At 41.5% G+C, this 19720-nt stretch carries 13 protein-coding genes and 4 tRNA genes; 5 read left to right on the forward strand and 12 right to left on the reverse strand.

Annotated elements, in window-relative coordinates:
• Position 1: 1 nt before the first annotated feature.
• Complete coding sequence (locus ACMXYR_RS02060; protein ID WP_415902706.1) at positions 2-376, forward strand: hypothetical protein; 375 nt, start codon at positions 2-4, stop codon at positions 374-376.
• On the opposite strand, the gene ACMXYR_RS02065 is transcribed toward ACMXYR_RS02060, so the two are convergent.
• Genes ACMXYR_RS02065 through ACMXYR_RS02075 form a run of 3 tightly spaced genes read right to left on the reverse strand, consistent with a single transcriptional unit; the run spans position 362 to position 6112 of the window.
• Complete coding sequence (locus ACMXYR_RS02065; RefSeq protein WP_415902707.1) at positions 362-3013, reverse strand: ATP-binding protein; 2652 nt, start codon at positions 3011-3013, stop codon at positions 362-364. The genes ACMXYR_RS02060 and ACMXYR_RS02065 overlap by 15 nt on opposite strands.
• Positions 3010-3966, reverse strand: a complete 957-nt coding sequence (locus tag ACMXYR_RS02070; protein ID WP_415902708.1) for an ABC transporter substrate-binding protein — start codon at positions 3964-3966, stop codon at positions 3010-3012. Before ACMXYR_RS02070 ends, ACMXYR_RS02065 begins: the two co-directional genes overlap by 4 nt.
• 28 nt (positions 3967-3994) lie before the next feature.
• The gene (locus tag ACMXYR_RS02075) at positions 3995-6112 is read right to left on the reverse strand and encodes a TonB-dependent receptor plug domain-containing protein (RefSeq protein ID WP_415902709.1); all 2118 of its coding nucleotides are present in this window, start codon (positions 6110-6112) and stop codon (positions 3995-3997) included.
• A 235-nt stretch (positions 6113-6347) separates the two neighbouring features.
• Between ACMXYR_RS02075 and ACMXYR_RS02080 the strand changes: the two genes are divergently transcribed.
• The 3 genes from ACMXYR_RS02080 (at position 6348) to ACMXYR_RS02090 (ending at position 10759) form a co-directional block, all read left to right on the forward strand.
• The gene (locus ACMXYR_RS02080) at positions 6348-7793 is read left to right on the forward strand and encodes an extracellular solute-binding protein (protein ID WP_415902710.1); all 1446 of its coding nucleotides are present in this window, start codon (positions 6348-6350) and stop codon (positions 7791-7793) included.
• An 8-nt stretch (positions 7794-7801) separates the two neighbouring features.
• Positions 7802-10417 carry an EAL domain-containing protein gene (locus ACMXYR_RS02085; RefSeq protein WP_415902711.1) on the forward strand — a complete coding sequence of 872 codons (2616 nt, stop codon included), beginning with the start codon at positions 7802-7804 and terminating at the stop codon, positions 10415-10417.
• Between the two features lie 87 nt (positions 10418-10504).
• A complete protein-coding gene (locus ACMXYR_RS02090; RefSeq protein ID WP_415902712.1) occupies positions 10505-10759 on the forward strand; it encodes a hypothetical protein in 255 nt (84 codons plus the stop codon).
• Here ACMXYR_RS02090 and ACMXYR_RS02095 read toward each other — a convergent pair whose 3' ends face one another.
• Positions 10760-12913 carry an EAL and GGDEF domain-containing protein gene (locus tag ACMXYR_RS02095; protein ID WP_415902713.1) on the reverse strand — a complete coding sequence of 718 codons (2154 nt, stop codon included), beginning with the start codon at positions 12911-12913 and terminating at the stop codon, positions 10760-10762.
• 228 nt (positions 12914-13141) lie between these two features.
• Here ACMXYR_RS02095 and serB point away from each other — a divergent pair, with 228 nt between their 5' ends.
• Positions 13142-14362 carry a phosphoserine phosphatase SerB gene (gene serB, locus ACMXYR_RS02100; RefSeq protein ID WP_415902714.1) on the forward strand — a complete coding sequence of 407 codons (1221 nt, stop codon included), beginning with the start codon at positions 13142-13144 and terminating at the stop codon, positions 14360-14362.
• A gap of 36 nt (positions 14363-14398) precedes the next feature.
• On the opposite strand, the gene ACMXYR_RS02105 is transcribed toward serB, so the two are convergent.
• The 8 genes from ACMXYR_RS02105 to ACMXYR_RS02140 all read right to left on the reverse strand — a co-directional run bounded on the left by ACMXYR_RS02105 (position 14399) and on the right by ACMXYR_RS02140 (position 19684).
• The gene (locus ACMXYR_RS02105) at positions 14399-16540 is read right to left on the reverse strand and encodes an EAL domain-containing protein (protein WP_415902715.1); all 2142 of its coding nucleotides are present in this window, start codon (positions 16538-16540) and stop codon (positions 14399-14401) included.
• A gap of 317 nt (positions 16541-16857) precedes the next feature.
• A tRNA-Gln gene (locus ACMXYR_RS02110) sits at positions 16858-16932 on the reverse strand.
• Positions 16933-16966: 34 nt separating this feature from the next.
• Positions 16967-17043, reverse strand: a tRNA-Met gene (locus ACMXYR_RS02115).
• Positions 17044-17076: 33 nt separating this feature from the next.
• Positions 17077-17151 (reverse strand) — tRNA-Gln (locus ACMXYR_RS02120).
• 15 nt (positions 17152-17166) lie between these two features.
• Positions 17167-17243: transfer RNA gene (locus ACMXYR_RS02125), tRNA-Met, on the reverse strand.
• Between the two features lie 129 nt (positions 17244-17372).
• Positions 17373-18464 carry a redox-regulated ATPase YchF gene (gene ychF, locus ACMXYR_RS02130; RefSeq protein WP_415900014.1) on the reverse strand — a complete coding sequence of 364 codons (1092 nt, stop codon included), beginning with the start codon at positions 18462-18464 and terminating at the stop codon, positions 17373-17375.
• Positions 18465-18484: 20 nt separating this feature from the next.
• Positions 18485-19075 (reverse strand): aminoacyl-tRNA hydrolase, encoded by a 591-nt coding sequence (pth, locus tag ACMXYR_RS02135; RefSeq protein WP_415883373.1) that lies wholly within the window; start codon positions 19073-19075, stop codon positions 18485-18487.
• 18 nt (positions 19076-19093) lie between these two features.
• Positions 19094-19684 (reverse strand): 50S ribosomal protein L25/general stress protein Ctc, encoded by a 591-nt coding sequence (locus ACMXYR_RS02140; RefSeq protein WP_415902716.1) that lies wholly within the window; start codon positions 19682-19684, stop codon positions 19094-19096.
• Positions 19685-19720: the final 36 nt, after the last annotated feature.

Genomic DNA, 19720 nt, shown 5'->3' on the forward strand with positions numbered 1-19720 from the left:
TATGGAATTTATACTCGTATTTGTCATTAGTTTTATTGTTCTGGTCGGTGTTGCCCTAGCATTTGCCTTAGGCAAACCTCCTACTTATCGTCCTTCAAGAGCTGAAGTGATGGCTATATTAGTCGACCTCATGGAAAAGCGTTTAGAGGTTGCTCGTTGGGAAATGTTTTTATCATTACCAATTCTGCACGACCCTGAATTGGAAGGTATTAGAAAAGATTGTCTGATAGTCGCTTTTGGTGATAATGATAATCCGCCTGCAGGGGAAGGGTTGAATGGTGCTATTTATGACCGTGATGGGCTTCAGCGTATCAGAGTGTTAGCCGTTAAATTAGATCATTTGATTAAATCTGAGCCTAATTCAAAGTTCTTCTGACAGATCGTACTGTTCGTTTTCAATTATTCTCTTCAGCTGCCAAAGCTCTTTCCATATAGTTTTGTATTCTTGCTTTATCAGAGCGTCATGTAATTTATTGCCACTGACTTCTAATTCTGGAATTTGGAATAACCCGGCTAGCCCTAAGAGTTGATGGCTATGGTTTCTCATCATTGCTATATCTTTACTTTCGAAGCCGTTCATCATTCCTAGCAGTTGCTTTCTAACTTCTTCCGAAAGCTCTTGTTTTCCTAAGTCATATTTCTCTATATCGGTGACTTGATTTTGTTGAGCAGGCTTTAACGGTTCATCATTTTTGGCGAACGATAGGAACTGGTTTATCGAGTGGCAAAGGTCACCATCATTGATCGGTTTCAAAAGAACATGGCTGATACCTGACTCGATCAACTTTTGATGTTCGCTGGCGATCACGTTAGCAGTTAGGGCTATTATCGGTAAGGTGGGTTGTGTAAGCCTAATCTGTTTTGTAGCCTCAATGCCATCCATTTCTGGCATGTGCACATCCATCAATACCAAATCAGGTTGATGTTTTAGTGTTTGCTGTAGCGCTTCGCTACCAGTCCGTGCCTCTAGTACTTTTGCGCCTGCTTGGACAAGGATCTTCCTAACCAATAAACGGTTAAAGTCATTATCTTCCGCTATTAGTATGGTTGGTGTATTAAAAATCAGTAATGCATTTGCAGTTTCGTATTCAGGAAGTTTATACGAATCAGGTGATAGTGCATTAAGAAGTAGTTGAGTCCGTGCAGGTTTACGTAGCTGTACAACTCGGTAGTTGTTAATAATCGATACGGGCGTACTGCTTAAGAGAATTAATCTACCATTAGATCTTTCTATGATCTGGTTAATCTGCTCTATAGTGTTCTTTTGTGTAAATTTTGGAGGTAAGCCCCATACGATGGTGCTCTCAGGTAATTCAGTGCTGAAAGTTAAGAGCTCAGAATAGGAGGATGCCTCAATGATTTTTGTTTGTATACTATCAAACTGATGTTTTAAGCCTGCACGACATAATGGGTTTGCATCAAACAAAATAATGTTTCTGCTTTCGTAAGTATGCTGAACTCTTTGGCTTTGTCTGGCAGAAAATGGAATTTTAAGTGTTACTTCTGTGCCTTGATTTTCTTCACTGGCTAATGAGATTGAGCCGCCCATAAGTTCAGTGAGGCGCTTAGCTATCACCAGCCCTAGGCCTGAACCGCCAAATTTTCGTGTTATGGATGTATCAGCCTGACTAAAGGCTTGGAATAAATTTGTAATTCTTTCTTTTGGTATGCCGACCCCAGTATCTCTAATCACAATTTCAAGCTCTGTCTCTACGAGGCCTTTTCTTCTAGTTGAGACGTGTAAGCAAACATAACCTGCAGATGTGAATTTCACTGCATTGCTGATTAAATTAGATAAAATTTGTCGTAATCTTGTAGGGTCACCAATAATGAATTTAGGTGTTTCGGCTTCGATTATTGGGATGAGTTCGATGCCTTTTTCATTCGCCGAAGCCGCCTGCATTTCCATAACATCAATGACACAGCTTTCAAATTCGAAAGAGATTTCTTCTAGTTCAATAGCGTTTGATTCAAGCTTTGAATAATCAAGAATATCATCGATGATAGAAAGCAATAGGTCAGAGGTCAGGTTTATGATTCTTGTGTACTCTTGCTGCTCTACTTGTAGTTCAGTCTGGTCTAAAAGTCGGGCAAAGCCTGAAACAGATGTTAATGGTGTCCGTAGTTCATGACTCATACGAGCAAGAAACTCGTCCTTTGCTACGTTTGCTTTATCGGCCCGCTTACGAGCTTTATCTAAAGCTTGGTTCTGTTTCTCTAGGTGAACCAGTGTAGATCTTAAGCGTTTGGTTGCTTTATCGACTCGGCTTTCAAGGGTTTGGTTTGATTCTTGTACACGTTGAGCCAGCCGGTTGATTCCTTGTGCAAGAGATCGGAGTTCGCCTGTACTCGAGAGGCTGGCACGTGTTTCAAGCTGACCATGTTGTAGCATCTCAATCACGTGTGTTAGGCCCAGTATTGGGTTGGTAATCCGCTGTCCAAATCGTGATGCGATCAATAAAGTGGTCAGTAACCCTATAATCGCCAGAATGACCCCTTTAGTTAATATCTCAAACTGTCGTACCTGTGTTGGTCTTTCTGATAGTACTATTACTACCCAACCAATAAATTCCGGCTCAGCTTCTTTTCCACTAGTGTCATCAGAGTCTAAAAAGTCTACACCTGTCGCCACTACTGGGTTAAGGAAGTAAACCTGATTGTTCTTGTATAGCGGGTAACCAGCATCTTTATCTACTGGGTGTGCATTCGGCTTACCTTGAACAATTACATCAAAGGCAGGAGAAAGGAATATTACATCATCCACTTCTTCTGCTTTTGTTGCAGATCGGATTAGCCCTTGAAGAATCTCTTTGTTACCAATCAGTAGACCAAACTCTGCAGAAGTTGACATCATGCGTGTCATTGTTTGCCCTTTTTCAATAAGGGAGTCTCGGGCATCATCCAGGCGGGTATTAATGAAGTAGCCGCCTAATATCAAAGTAATCATGCATAATGGAAGCAAGGTGATGATTAAAACGCGCTGCCTGATACCTAATGTTAACTTGCGTTTCATCGCTCCTGCTCCATTAATTGTTGGGTGAGGGCGTCTTCTGTAGGTATTTTGATGTTCAGGGATCTGGCTGCTTTTTCATTAGTAATTACGGTAAAGTATCTAGGGTGCTGCGCTTCCGGTAATCGAGACCCCGAAATGGCTTGCTGGACGATTTCTGCGGTTTGTTGACCTATCTGTTCAGGTGATGAAAACACCGCTGCTAAGGCTCCAGCTTCTACATACTTTTGTGAAAAGCCAATTAAAGGGATGCGCTGACGAAATGAGATATACAAGATCCATTTTGCAGTTGTGCGGTTAAAAACAGATTTGTCTGGTAGCGACAAAAATAGATCAGCATTTCGGATGAGCGGTTGCAGTTTATGAATTGGGTTGTCGCTTTCCTTCAGAATGGTTGAATTCAGTTGAAGTTGCTGCTGTTGAGCTGCAGTTTCTAATAGTGGTAGATCATGCTTTGAGTTAGGCCCAAGTGCTGTGGCGATTGTGTTTGCATTTGGAGCGATTAAGCGAGCTAATCGAAGTTGTCGCGCATAGGGCTGATCTAAATATACCGCTGTAATGGTGCCATTTTTTGTTCGTGCTTGATCCTTTTTGCTGACTAGCAGCGCTTGATAAGTTAGGCGCGGTAGAAAGCTAGCATATAACTTTTGTGACGGCGATATGCGATTGTAAAGCCGATCAGCTGCTCGTGAACCTATAGCGATGATATGTTCAAAGCCGGTAGTGTTAAAGTTGTTATGTTCTAGTTTCTGTAAGGTAACAATTTTGGTATTTGAGGAAAGATTAGCTTGAATGCTATCCGCCACTTTTTGGTATGTGTCTGATTGTCGACTTAAAACAATCAAACTTTCGGCATAAACAGGAGATGTGGATAAGATTAGAGCAAACAATGCACTAAGCAGCGGAATAAACCGCCACTTTATTTTATGCAGTGTAACAGAGCTCTTAATTAACACATCTACAATCCATTGCAGCCTATTTAGGTTAGAACGCCAGCCCCATTTGTAGGTATGTCCGACGTCCAAAAATATTGTTTGAATAGAATTCTGCATACTCTTTATCGAACAGATTCTGAACGATGAGGGATACTTCCAGTTTACTATTCATATCTAGCTGGAAACTATTCGATATTTTCATGTCTGTACGTGTGTAGTTCGTACGGCCACTGTTTTTGTCACTAAAGCCCTCAATCCACTCTGCGTGATCCATATAGTACTGAGATAATGATAGTAAACTGCTATTTGTAGGCTTAGTAGATAGTAATACTGATGCGGTATGCAGAGGGGATACAGGATTAAGTGGTACGATCCTTGGGTCGGCTTCTGGGTATGCACCGCGGTTCCAAATACCTCGTGTTTGGTTGTAGCTATAATTTAGCAGTACAGTATTTTTATGAGGTGAAGGGGATGTATATTTGAATTGGACCTCTGCGCCTTGATTGGTCCATTCTGAGTTGTTCATCCCGATATCGTATTTCCCATCTACTGTATCTATAGGGTCTGGATCTATTCTTGTACTGCGTATTGTCGCACTATTTATATCTTCATGGAAAACTCTGAGATCAAAATGGCTGTTATGTTCTGGCCAGAGGTGAAAGAAACCTATTTCAAATGAATTGATTTCTTCCGAATCAAGATGTCTAGGTAAATTAAGCAAATCTATTGTATTAGGGATTAATACGCTGTAATCAATAAGTGCGCGTCGATTAGTCTCTAGCAGGGATGGCATTCGATGAGCATGGGAGAATGCTGTTCTTAATGTTGATGCCTCTGTTAAAGCATAATTGACTGCTGCTCTATAAGATGTTGCACCACCTACGAAGGTACTCTCCTCAAACATAGCGCCAGCATTCAATGTTATTTTGTCTGTTGCTTTGTATTGCACATTACCAAAAAGCTGCAAACGGTTACCATGGATCCAATCTTTATCAGGATACTGAAGCAACACGTTACTTTTAACTCGTTCGTGTATCAGGTTGCTGCCAATGACCGCACTAATATTATCCGACGGATTTGTTGTATATAAAAAGCCTAATTCATGGGTTTGTACAGTGCCACGTTCAGTATCTTTTGGAGCAATACTTCCATAATTAGCTGCAAGAATTGCTTCTACTTGAGCTACATTGAAGGGGCCAGCATCGCCATTGGCCACTAGCTCTTCAGCTGTGAAATTTACAGTATCAAGTTTTAAGTAGTTATGGCTATAGCGTAATTGGAGTTCGGACTGATCGTCTAGCACACGGCTCCAACGTATATCTTGAAAGCTAGATAGATGATCTCTGGGAGTAAAGCCTGCTTTTTGAAGGTCAGTTTTATCTGAATCTCCACGGTAGGCATAACCTTTGGTTGCGCCAATATCGAAATGGATAGTGTCGGAGAGGTTAGGGGTTATTGATCCAGATAGAGTGATAAATTTGTTATAGGCACCATCATCATAATAGTCGCTACCATCATTTTTCTCGCTTCCGGCAGAGAGGGTATAACTGATATTTGAAAGGGTATTTGAATGGCGAGCGGTAATATTCTTTGTACCAAGTGCGCCGGTTGTTGTTTTAACAGCCGTTCCTGATTCTGCTACAGGAGATTTAGTAATGATATTTATTGCGCCTAGAAAGGCATTCGAACCATGGGTAGGTACGTTAGAGCCTCGAACGACTTCGATATGGTCAATATCAGCTACCGTTATCCCAACGGTTTCCCAGACTACAGTAGATAGCAAAGGGATATATATTGAGCGGCCGTTGATCATTACCTCCATACGTGAAGGGAAGTCATCGGTCATACCGTGGTAAGTAACTCCCATTTTATTGGTGTTTACGTGAAACACTTGCATACCAGGTACTAAACGAAACAGGTCTGGAATATTTACTGCACCAGAAGCTTCGATCATGTCCTGATCGATAATTGTGATAGCAGCAGGCGCTTCTGTTAGTTTTTGTGAAAGATGTGTCGCAGAAATTACTTGTGGAATATCAATAAAGATATCTTCTTCGGTGAAGTCAGGTAATTCGGATTGATCTTGTGCGAAAGCATTTAAAGCGGTGGCAAATACAACTGGGGTAATTAAATATTTTGATTGTTTCGTTACTTTGCCATAAATCATGCGAGTACATCCTATAAAAGCGTATGAGCTTAGGTTTTCGAAACTAACGAGGGGTATCGGTTATTGGAATTAGATTTTAAGCCCAACATACACAATAATTATTCCCATAATGATAGCTTCAATAATGAAGCCATTGTTCTCTAGTATCCAACTCATTGTTAACTAATGCAGTCAAACTTATTGGGTTATCTATGATAACTTTATGTGTAGAGCAATTAAACTAGAGGGTTGAGAGTTGAAATCCGTTTTTAGATCCTTTGCTTATATAATTTCCCTTACACTAGTGTCGGTGTTAGCGATTGCAGGAGAGCAAGCTGATAAAGCGATTGAAGGTGTAAAAACGCTGGTAGCTCAAGGAAGTATAGCATCTGACTCGGTCATACGATTGGTGGCAAAGCAGGGGAATATCGCTAATTTTTTAGGTCAGAATCACGATTTAAAAAATAGGTGGGAAGTAGAGACAGGTATACTAATTGATGCGAAAACAATGCCTCAACAAGCTTCAATTGAATATATAAAGAATCATACAGATATAGATTTAACTGTCGCGCGAAATAGAGAATATGCCGATCTATATCACAATAATTTGATTGTTGACTTGTCGGCTCTGATTGATAGGTTTGGTTTTGAATTAGTCGGAGCCTCAAAAAGCCCCTTTTTAATGCCGCAAAAACAAGCTTTATATGCGGGTACTCCTGTTGCTATCCCCGCAGATGGCGACATCGCTTTGTTATATCTTCGTCAAGATTTACTGGAAAACCCAGAGAATCAACAGTCTTACCAACATCAGTTTAATGAACCATTGAAAGTACCGGTTACATGGTCAGAGTACCAAAGGCATATTGAGTTCTTCCATCAGCCGGATAAAGGTTTTTATGGTTCTGTAGAACAGAGGGATGAGGCTTCTGCGTGGATGTTTTGGATGCCTCGGTATGTATCTCAAGGTTATCCTAATCAATTCCTATTTGATGACAATATGAAGCCATTGATAGAAAGTGATGCGGGTGTCGCCGCAACTGAGAGTTACTTAGCTACGTTACCTTATTCTCCCCCTGATATTCTTAATCAAACTAGTAACTATACCTATACGTTACCTATTTTCATGAGTGGTAAAGGTTATTCGACCATCATTACGCTTGCTGGGGCGAAAATATTTAATTCTCCTCATTCTAAAGTTCGTGGGAAGTATATTGTTGTACCAATGCCTGGAACAAAAATTGGTAATAAAGTTAATCACCGTACTACGCTTATCTATGGTAATAACCTTGTTATACCGAGTACTGCTCAGAATAAGGAGTTAGCTTTTCTATTTGCTATGTGGCTAACCGACCCAGATATATCCGAGATAGCTTTATCTGAAAAAGGAGGTTTTGCAGACCCTTACAGAATGAATCACTTTGAATCGAAGGCGATTCAGGCTACGTACGGTATGAATGTATTAGAGGTAGCTCTCAAAGATATGCCTGTAACTGTTCCTGCAGGGACTGGGCTGCCAGGTGATAGAGAGTATATTGCTGCTCTGAATAAACAACTATTCCTTGCCTCACAGGGCAAGAAGTCTGCAACAGAGGCAATGCGTGCTACTGCTCAAGAATGGGAGCGAATAACAGAGCAATATGGTCGAGAGCAGCAGATTAAATATTGGCTTAAAATGAAAGCGTTATTTCCAACTGTCCAGTAAGGATTATTTTGGCTCTTATCGATAGTAAAAAGCATCAGCTAACTATTCAGCGTAAATTACTATTTGGTGTCGTTTTAATGGCGCTATTTGTTGGAATTTTATTGTCAGTTGCTAATCAGATCGTACAGCGCTCTACTAAGCAACAGACGGAAATTAAGACGCAAGCGGTAAAGCCCTTAGTTCAAGTCAATTCTCTTCAATCATTAATCTATCGTATTCGGGTTACCGAAGTTAATTTACATGTAGAGAGTGATTTTTTTGCCCTTACGGCGGCATCAGAAAAATTAGCGGCTGATATTCAGTTGTTTGAACTTAATTGGCGTACCTTTGTTGAAGAATTTGGGTATGGAAATGATAGGCAGATTAAGTCCATCGATGATAATTGGCAGCGCCTACAATCTACTCTTAATCACGTTATCCAATCTGCGGTAGATGGACAGATTGCAGAGGCTTTCAGGCTGTCTCAGTACGAATCTCAACCTCGATTTAATGTTATTGCTAGGGATTTAGAGGTCCTTGTAACCCAGATTGAGGTTACAACGGATGGCTTTATTAATAGCGCAGTTACAGAGTTGGAAACTCAACAGCAACGTTTTTTGATGATTTCAGTGTTGGGGATGCTGATTGCTATCATCTTAATGATCATATTTTCACGCTATCTGGCTTTGCGTTTGAGTCGAATGCGTGAGGCGTTTTCTAGAATCGCTAGTGGTGATCTTGAACACGAAGTCGATGTGGTGGGGCATGATGAATTAACAGCCTTGGCACGATCCTTCAATGCGATGCAGCAGAAGCTTGCAGATCGACAAGCGGCCCTAACTCAAGCTCGCTTATTATTGGAGGAGCGAGTTAGAGAGCGAACAAAAGAATTAAATGAATCAAATCTGAAGCTTCGTGAAGAAGTCATAGAGCGGGCTAAAATTCAGCAAGAATTAAAAATTCTTTCCCTTGCGGTATCTCAAACTCCTGTGAGTATCATCATCACTAATGCCAAAGGGATAATTGAGTATGTGAATGACGCTGTTGTGCAAGCATCTGGTTTTTTAGAAGAAGAGTTGCTTGATCAAAGTGCAGTGTCTTTTATTAATAAAAAGCATACCACTAAAACTTCATTTAATGATTTTTCACAAGCTCTTAATAGCGATAAAGAATGGGCTGGTGAGTTGTGCTCTCTGAAACAGTCGGGCGAAAACTGCTGGGAATTTGTTCATCTATCCCCAGTGATGACCAGTGCTTTGGGTGTCACTCATTATTTGATTATTAAGGAAGATATTACCGAGCGTCGTGAGCAGGAGCAGAGGTTATTATATCAAGCTAGTTATGATGCATTGACTGAGTTGCCAAACAGAACGCTTGGAATGGATCGATTAGCACAAGGGGTAAGTAATGCCCGTCGACTGCAGCATAAATTAGCTGTGATGTTTATCGACCTTGATGGTTTTAAAAATGTGAATGACTCTCTAGGGCATGATATTGGTGACCAGTTATTAATCATGGCTGCTTCAAGGCTATTAAATACAGTTAGAGAGTCAGATGTTGTTGCGCGCTTGGGAGGTGATGAATTCTTAATTGTTATGCCCGTAATATCGGAACAGGCTGATTGTTTTCCTGTGTTAGAAAAAATTAGACATGCTTTTTCCGAAACGTTTGAACTTGCAGGCCATAGTTTAGCTGTTACCCCTAGCATTGGTTTATCCATTTATCCTGAAGACGGTGAGGATGGAGCTATCCTCTTACGTAATGCAGACCTAGCGATGTATGAAGCTAAGGAAGCTGGGCGTAATACGTATAAGTTCTTTAATCATCAGATACATGAAAACCTTACGATGCGACTGCAGGTGGAAAATCAGTTGAAGTCTGCACTCGCTAAACAAGAATTGTCTTTGTTTTATCAGCCTATTGTAGAAGCTAAAACTAAAAATTTAGTAGGGGTGGAGGCTCTGCTGCGTTGGAATAATGAGGTACTAGGTTCGGTCTCACCAGATCAATTTATAGGAATAGCTGAGCAAACAGGGCTGATTGTTTCGATCGGTAATTGGGTGTTAGAAACGGCATGTATGCAGATTTCTGCATGGCGTGAGCAAGGATTGAATGATCTGACGTTAGCAATCAATGTATCCCCTCGGCAGTTACATGGAGAGGGCTTAGGTGCAGTGATTGAGCAAGCGTTAGATAATGCGGATCTTAACCCTGAGCACTTGATCTTAGAAGTGACGGAAGGATTATTGATCAGGAATCCTACGGAAGCAAAGCGAACGTTAGAAGCGCTTAAACTGCTTGGCATTGGTATCGCTATGGATGATTTTGGTACAGGTTATTCGTCTCTTAGTAATTTAAAAAATTACCCATTTGATATCTTGAAGGTAGATAGAACCTTTGTACGTGATATTGCATCAGATCCTGAAGACTGTGCGCTGGTCTCCGCAGCAATTAGTATGAGTAGTGGTTTGGGCTTACCAGTTGTTGCAGAGGGTGTAGAGACTGAACAGCAATTGAATATATTAGCGGATATGAACTGCGATCGAGTGCAAGGGTACTTCTTCAGCAAGCCGTTAGCCCCAGACGATTTCTTGCTTTGGGTCAAAGAATATCGACGTTCAGATATTTGCTCGACTAATGAATGACATCTTTTACTACTTAGTTCCGTTGGTTCTGTGCCTGCCTTGACGTATATTGCGTAGCGAACGTTAATTAATTTTAGGAAATTTTATATGTGGTCTATAGACGGGCGCCAGATTGTGCATCAGTCGGGTCTTTCTATTGAAGTTCTGGATGGTAGTTTCAGTAATCCGCTTGATCTATCTATTAAAGGAGATAAGGACTTCTCGGCGCCAGAACTGGCTTTGATGATTCGGGAAGGGATGGAGTATGCAGCTAAAAATAGTGCTAAAGCTGCTGTCAGAGCAATCAGACCAAAAAGTACACCTGATAAGCCGAAACGTCCTATCCTAAAGCTTAAAAAGTAGTCATTGTTGGCTTATCAATATAGTCAATTCTTTTTGTGATAAAGGTTTGCTGTAAAAGTACCCCTGAATGAAGTTGCACGCTTTTGCCGCTAAGTAGTCTCGCTGAGACTGTGTTTCCACTCCTTCCGCAATGACTTTTACCCCTAAAGCATGTGCCATCGCTATAGTTGCATCTATTAGTGCTGGGGCAGTTTCGTCATTTTCAAAATTTTGCATGAAACTACGATCAATTTTTAGGGTGTTGAATTTGTATTGACGAAGATAATTTAGGGAGGAATAGCCTGTGCCGAAGTCATCCATAGAGATTTGAATGCCTAATTGAGCAAACTCCTTAAACGCTTTTTTAATATAGGTTTGATTGCCCAATAGAACCCCTTCAGTGATCTCTAAATGCAAGCAGTCGCCTGATAGTTGATGAGTATTAAGGTATTTCTTGATCTTGTTGAGTAGCGTAGGTGCTTTAAATTGAAGCGGCGATAAGTTAACTGCAATTTTGAAATTGGAATCGAGCTGTTCTGTCCAGGCCTTCGTGGTATTCAATGTTTCTTTTAACACAAAGTAACCAATTGGAATGATCAAACCTGTTTGTTCAGCAATCGGGATGAACTCGTCGGGAGATACTTGCCCTAATACTGGGTTTTTCCATCGTAGTAAGGCTTCTGCGCCTACAATGCGTTCTGATTGGGTGTCAATTACGGGTTGGTAGTTTAAATAGAACTCTTTGCGAGCTAATGCTCCATGCATTTGCTCTTCGATCAGTAAACGACGCTCTATCCCAGCATTCATGTCTTCTGTAAAAAAATGATAGGCATTACGGCCTTCATTTTTAGAATGGTACATAGCGGAATCTGCATTTCGCAGCAGTTGATCTGGCTGGGTACCATCATCAGGATAAATAGAGATACCAATACTAGTAGTTAGGAGCAGTTCTCGATTTTTAACTTTAAAAACATCACGGAAACTTTTAAGCAAGTTTTCTGCAATTGGGCGTACCTCAAGTGTATCTTCAAGGTTGTTGATAAGGACGATGAATTCATCGCCCCCTAAACGTCCGATCGTATCACTGGCACGAATCATTGAGCGTAATTTATTCGCTGCTTGAATAAGTAGTTCATCTCCAAGTGCATGTCCAAGCGTGTCATTCACTTTTTTAAAATCGTCGAGATCGATAAAAAGAACTGCGAGCTTTTTATTGTTACGCTCAGCTTCTTGGATCAATAGGTTTAATCGGTCGAGTGCTAAGAATCGATTGGGTAAGCCTGTTAAATTATCGAAATGTGCCTGATGAATTATTTTTTCTTCTTGGGCTTTTTGGCTTGTTATATCTTGCAGGGTTTCTATTGCGCCGATGGTCTGACCATCTTCGTCTTGCAGTGGGGCTGCCGTGAAATATAACCAGCGGCCATCATGCATTTGGGGAAAGTAATCTTGAGCCTCAACCGCACCCGGAATCAGTTTTGATGGCTGGAATTTATGCCCGTAGTGTTTTTCTATATCTTTAGCTATAGCACCATTGAGTACTAAATTGGCCATTACCGGACGTGGGTGATCATAAAAACCACGCCACGAATCTTTAGTGCCAATAACTGACGAAGCAGGTATGCCCGTCAATATTTCACAGGCTTTGTTCCAGTGAGTAATAATGTGATCTTCATTGATGACAAAGCTTGCAATAGGATTGCCAACAATCATTTGAGACAGTTGCTGTTGGGTCTTTTTAAAGGCTTTTCGTGCTTGATAGAGATCGGTAATGTTGGAGGCTATGCCTCGATAACCTGAAAAATTACCATCAATATCAAACGTCGGTGCTCCACTGACGGTATAGCGTTGTAGTTGCCCTTCGTCATTAAAAATATCGTACTGAAAATCATAGAAAGGCTCATGTTGTTTACATAGAGCCTTATGTTCCTGCATTGCAGAATATGAATCGGGACTAATCGGCATTTCCCAGCGGCAGCGACCAATAAAGTCGATTTGATTACGGCTCATTCGGCTGATGCCAATGCCAGAAAAGCTGATAAATCTAAACTCTTTGTCTTGTTCCCAAAACCAATCAGACGATAGCGCTGCAAAATCATTAAGGCGCTCTATCTCCTGCTGCAATTGTGCAACTAGAACTTCGTAATCGTTGTCTTTGATGGCTTTGGTGCTCATGAGGATAGCTACTACAGTCTGCTGTTCAAGAGTTTATGAATTATCTTAAAAGTATAGATGTTGAATTATATTTCAATAAAAACGATTTCATAATAGTCAGATCAATCTATTGTGGGTTAGGTTCTTATGTTATTGATTGAGTTATATCCAATTTGAATGATGTGTAGGCCCTGCAACCTGGCTTTGTTATAATCGCCAGCAACTAAAGATCCCTTTGGAACCCTTTCAATGAAAGAGATTATTTTGCTTAATATTTCCGGTGAAGATAAGCCGGGAGTGACTTCGGCAATCACAAATATTTTGGCGCAGTTTGAGATTAATATATTAGATATTGGTCAGGCAGTGATCCACGATACTTTGTCTTTAGGTATCTTAATTGAGGTACCTAAATCTGCTGAGTCATCACCACTGTTAAGAGATATTCTTTTTAAAGCGCATGAGCTTAATATGAATATCCGTTTTCAGCCTGTGGAAGAAGATAACTATGAGCACTGGGTTGAAGGGCAGGGTAAATCTCGTCACATCATTACGTTACTCTCTCGCAAATTAAGTTCGAGACATATTGCTCGAGTAACAGAAATTGCAGCGAGCCATGGGCTGAATATTGATAATATTAATCGCTTGTCGGGGCGTATCAGTTTAGATGAAACCTCTGACCAGACCAAAGCGTGTGTGGAATTTTCTGTACGAGGTGCACCCGCTGATGCAGAAAAACTTAAAGCGGAATTCCTGAATACAGCAAGTGATCTTGATGTAGATATCGCCTTTCAGGAGGATAACATCTACCGACGTAATCGCCGTTTAGTTGTATTTGATATGGATTCCACTTTGATTGAAGCGGAAGTTATCGATGAGCTAGCTAAAGAAGCTGGTGTTGGTGATCAGGTATCTGAGATAACCGAAGCGGCTATGCGTGGCGAGATTGATTTCAACGAGAGTTTCAAGCGTAGAATGGCTCTATTGAAAGGCTTAGATGTATCGGTGTTGGATCAAATTGCGGAACGTCTACCTATGACTGAAGGTGCGGAAGAGCTGGTATCAAACTTGAAGGCGCTTGGTTTTAAAACGGCTATCTTATCTGGCGGTTTTAACTACTTTGCTTCCCATCTGCAAAAGAAGCTTGGTTTTGATTACGTTTATGCTAATGAGCTTGATATAGATGCTGATGGTAAAGTTACAGGTGAAGTTAAAGGCACAGTTGTTAATGGCGAACGTAAAGCGGAACTTTTACGTGAAATAGCTGAAAAAGAAGGTGTTAGCTTAGAACAGACAATTGCGGTTGGCGATGGTGCGAACGATCTACCAATGCTGTCCATCGCTGGATTAGGCATCGCATTTCGCGCTAAACCTTTAGTTCGCGAAAGTGCAAAACAAGCCATCTCAACTTTAGGTCTTGATGGTATTTTGTATCTAATTGGTTTCAGAGACCGCGACACCGTTAAAAAGTAAAAGCATTAAAAAAGCCGCTTGTTAGCGGCTTTTTTATTATTCGGGAAAGAAGTCGTAATCCATATTTTCCCTTGGGGGCTGGAGGTAGTAGCCCTGGACATAGTCGATACCTGCTTTCCACAGGTTAGCCATTGTCTTTGTGTTTTCCACAAGCGGAGCTATAGATGTCTTTCCTAGACTGTTTAGTTGTTGCACCATGCTATAGAACTCTTCATCTTGCTCTGGGTCAGATCCTAATTCAGGGATATATGCTCCATCCAATTTAATAAAGTCTGAATGAATAGTTGAGAGCATATTTTGCGAGTTTGGTACGCTGCCAAAATGTTTTATGCAAATACGACTGTGAATACTGACTAACTTTTCTACGAAGCTATGGGCCTGTTTTGGTGCAATGGATATATCGGATTCACTGATCTGGAAGACGAGCCTTTCTGCAGGGATATTATTTTTTCGTAGGATACTAGATAACCAGGTTAAGAGCTTTTGATCACCTAAAGTATGAGCTGATAAATTGATGAAAATGACATTCTTATGCTCTTGATTTAATGTTTTCTTAAGCTGTTTAATACTTTTCTCAATCACCCAACGATCAACTTTAAACGCTGTTTCTGGATCGCTTATAGCACTCATGAAATCATTAGGAGATAGCTCGTCTTCTTCATCATTCACTAAGCGAAGTAAAGCTTCATAGTGATGGTGAGTTTGATCTTCCGCTGTTAAGTTAACAATTGGTTGGAAGAGGAGCTTAAACTGATTGTTCTCTACTGCTTTACGTAATTGGTCAAATTCATCTTCTGCTTGTTCCGATAACGCTGCTTCAGGAATATGAACCCGCACACCATCACCATGCGGAGTATCTTTGCGTAAGGCATAGATTGTAGCTTTGGCTCTGTTAAGTAGTTCGATAGGTGGAGGTGTGCTATCGGTAATCGCAACTAAGCCAATAGAGCAGGTTGATTGCACATCCACGCCTGAGACACTGGAATGAATGTTGGCAATTTTTGTGCGTAGTTGCTCAGCAAAATTCTCTGCCGTTTTTATATTTGGATCATTAAATATAATGGCAAACGCATTATCTGCTGGGTGTGTTAATAGGTGCGCTTTATTTACCTTTTTACTTAATAGAGAAGATATGTCTCGAATAAGTTGATCGCTACCTTCATGGCTAAACTTGTTCTTAATAGCTTCAATTTGATCAAGTTCTATATATATTAGGCATTGATCATTACCGCCTCGAAGAGCTCTTTGTGTGGTTTGTTCAAGTTGTCTGTCCAGATAATCTTTATTGAACAAACCGGATACAAAATCTAAGTCTTTACTAAGTAAATGGTGGTTGCTGCTTTCATCGATATGGAACAGAACACGTGTAATAACAGAGCCGTTATAGTCTGAGCGTGAAAGCTCCATATTGGCGGTAAATTCTGAATGATCACTACGTTGCGCTACGAACTGCAGGAGTAGGTCCCCGGCATTAGTTTCTTCGAGGGAATTCAGTTGTTCGGCAAGCTCTGCGCGATCATCAAGCACAAAGAAATCTATTAGGGATTTGTGAATAGCTTTTTTCTTAGAGTCCAAACCAAACTGTTCTAAAAAACTATCATTGCAATAGACTATTTTTTGGTAGTCGCAGCAAATAATCGGGTGTCGTGAGCTATCCATTAACTGCTGTGAACGCTTTTCGGCTTCAGCCAAAGCAGCTTCTGCTTTACGTAAACGTCTACGGTAATCGAGCTGATCCAATTCTCTGCGTACATTGATTAAGACGAGCTCTTTCTCATCTAAGGGAACCACTGCTTGAATATGGTTTTTAAGCCCTTGTAACAACAACTGGCTGTCCGAGCTCGGGATGATTTGGATAACAGGGATGTCTTTGTCTAAACGCTTTAAATGGCTTATAGCAAGCTTTGAAGTAAAGTCCCCTCTATCGATAGTGCAAAGAATAAGATCCCATGAGCGCTCACCTAGAGCATCTAAGAACTCTTGTTCAGTATTAACCTGTTTACCGCGAGGGGAAATACGTGAAGTTCGTAGAAGCGTTATTAGTGGAGCAGTTTCTTCAGCGCTAAGGCCAAGGAATAGAAGCTGAACATTTTTTCTCAGGCGTTGTTTACGAGTCTGTTGGCCAGTACCGTATTTCTCTAATAGCGCGTTACCGTCAATATCAATAACTTCAGACATGCCTGAACTATCTCCTGCTCGCTAAATCCTTATAGACAGAGAATATATGAATTCAATTGAATATATAACTTAAAAAATTGCATTAATTAGGTGTTGCTTGATATCCAAGCAATGTTCGTTAATGTTGAATATTAATTATAGAGGATAAAAGTGATCAGAATGAAGATAGCCAAATTTTGAGCTTAGCTAAAATGAATACTCAGTTTTAAGCAAGGAAATAGAAAAAGCTATGGATAATGTTTTGAAATGGATGTGAGTAAGGATAATCCGCTCAATACCCACAAAAGTATTGTTTGTACTATGAGGTAAGAAGAAAGTGGCTGGGGTAGGAGGATTCGAACCTCCGCATGACGAGATCAAAACCCGTTGCCTTACCGCTTGGCGATACCCCAACTAAGATTTGAGCACACTTTCTTTTATAGAGCATGGTGGCAATAGCGGGACTCGAACCTGCGACCCTCGCATTATGAATGCGATGCTCTAACCAACTGAGCTATATTGCCACTCAGATTAACTCGGAGAGTTAAGCTCAATAGTGGCTGGGGTAGGAGGATTCGAACCTCCGCATGACGAGATCAAAACCCGTTGCCTTACCGCTTGGCGATACCCCAGCATAGACTGAAACATGGTGGCAATAGCGGGACTCGAACCTGCGACCCTCGCATTATGAATGCGATGCTCTAACCAACTGAGCTATATTGCCACGTCTCAGAGGCGCGCATTATTCTACTTTCGGGCGGGGGTGTCAATAGATTACTGCATGAAATTTCAGGAATTTTTGAATAAAAAAAACCGGCTATAAAAGCCGGTTTTTTTTTGTACAGTTGTCTGTTTAAACGTTGAAGCGGAAATGCACTACATCGCCGTCTTGAACGATGTAATCTTTACCTTCAAGTCTCCAGCGACCAGCGTCTTTCGCGCCATTTTCACCATTATGCTCGACAAAGTCATCGTAGCTTACTACTTCGGCACGGATGAAACCTTTTTCAAAGTCTGTGTGGATAACACCCGCTGCTTGTGGGGCTGTTGCGCCGACTTTAACTGTCCATGCGCGCACTTCCTGCACACCCGCAGTAAAGTAGGTTTGTAGACCAAGCAATTCGTAACCAGCGCGAATTACGCGGTCTAAGCCAGGCTCTTCCATACCTAAGTCCGCTAGGAACTCATCACGTTCTTCATCATCTAATTCAGAGATCTCAGCTTCCAGCTTGTTGCATACCACTACTACGCCGGCATTTTCTGATGCCGCTAGCTCTTTAACTGTATCTAGGTGAGCGTTGTCTTCAAAACCATCTTCATCAACATTCGCAATGTACATTGTTGGTTTTACGGTAAGAAGGTGGAAGCCTTTAACGATTTTCATCTCATCTTCATCAAGACCTAAACCTCGAACGGGCTTGCCTTCTTCTAGATGAGGAATTACTCGTTCAAGCATCGCTTTTTGAGCCACCGCTTCTTTATCGCCGCCTTTTGCTAGCTTCTGGATGCGTTGAAGCTGTTTTTCACAGGATTCTAAATCAGCAAGTGCTAGCTCAAGGTTGATTGTTTCGATATCAGACAGTGGATCAATCTTGTTGGCAACGTGGATGACGTTTTCATCTTCGAAACAACGTACAACGTGAGCAATTGCGTCTGTTTCGCGGATGTTTGCCAAGAATTTATTACCAAGGCCTTCACCTTTAGAAGCGCCTGCGACAAGGCCAGCAATATCTACGAATTCCATCGCTGTTGGAATTGTGCGTTCTGGATTCACAATCGCTGTAAGTTTGTCTAAACGCGGGTCAGGCATAGATACTGTGCCTGCATTCGGCTCAATGGTGCAGAATGGAAAGTTTTCTGCCGCAATGCCGTTTTTTGTTAGCGCATTGAAAAGAGTCGATTTACCTACGTTAGGTAGGCCTACAATACCGCATTTAAAACCCATGATTGAATCCTGTGAGTAATCTAGCTGGCTGAAAAACTGTGTAACTGGTTCATCGCTTTGTTCCAGTCACCGGCGATAGCAAGCTCCAAATAACGTTCAGCTTCATCGATAGCTGCCATTGTGGCATCACGTTCTTTAGCTGGAGCTTTTTTCAGAACAAAACCGCTTACTTGGCTGCTGTGACCAGGGTGGCCAATGCCAAGACGTAAACGGTAGAAATTTTTGTTGTTACCTAGTTTGCTAATGATGTCGCGCAAACCATTATGACCACCATGACCGCCACCTTGCTTAAATTTCGCAATGCCTGGTGGAATATCGAGTTCATCATGAGCGACTAAAATCGCTTCGGGTGGTATTTTGTAGAAGCTTGCCAATGCTGCAACAGCTTGGCCACTCAGATTCATAAACGTGGTAGGAACCAAAAGGTGAATCACTTGGTTTCCAATCTGAGCTTTAGAGTAGAGCCCGTGGTACTTCTTTTCGGGCTTTAGGGGAGCGAGATGTCGAGCAGCAAGCTGCTCGACAAACTCAGCACCAGCATTGTGACGGGTTTGCGCATACTTATCGCCTGGATTACCCAAGCCAACGATGAGCTGGATCTTGTCTTTCATGCTGGATGCTTGTACCGATTACTTGCTGCCGCGAGGCGCGTATACGTAACCGATACCCTGATCGTGGTCACCGCCACGACGTAGAGAAACAATCTCAACGCCTTCAGGAAGAGTGATGTCAGACAGGTGAAGAACCTGGTCAGAATCACAAGCAGCTAGATCAACAGTTAGGCTTTCTGGCAGGTTAGCTGGTAGGCAAAGAACTTCAACAGTGTTCTTTTCTGCAGCGAACTTGCAAGCAGCTTTAGATGCTGGAGACTTCTCGAAGTTAGCAAATACAACAGGAACAGTGATTTTGATCTTGTTGGATTTAGTAATACGCTGGAAGTCAGCGTGCAGTACAACAGGCTTAGCTGGGTGACGTTGTAGATCTTTGATGATCACTTGCTCTTCTTTACCGTCCAAAGACAAAGTAAGGATAGAAGAGAAGAAAGCATCGTCTTCGATCATTTTAACTAGTTCGTTGTTTGGAACAGAGATAGAAGCAGGCTTCTTACGCTTGTCACCACCGAAAACGATACCAGGAACTAGACCTTCGCGACGTAGGCGGCGGCTCGCACCTTTCCCTTCGTCAGCACGCGCTACTGCATTAACTACAAAGTTAGACATTTTTAATACCTTTAAATAAATAAGCTGCAAAACCTT

Source organism: Neptuniibacter sp. QD29_5, assembly GCF_047778125.1.
Taxonomy (GTDB): domain Bacteria; phylum Pseudomonadota; class Gammaproteobacteria; order Pseudomonadales; family Balneatricaceae; genus Neptuniibacter.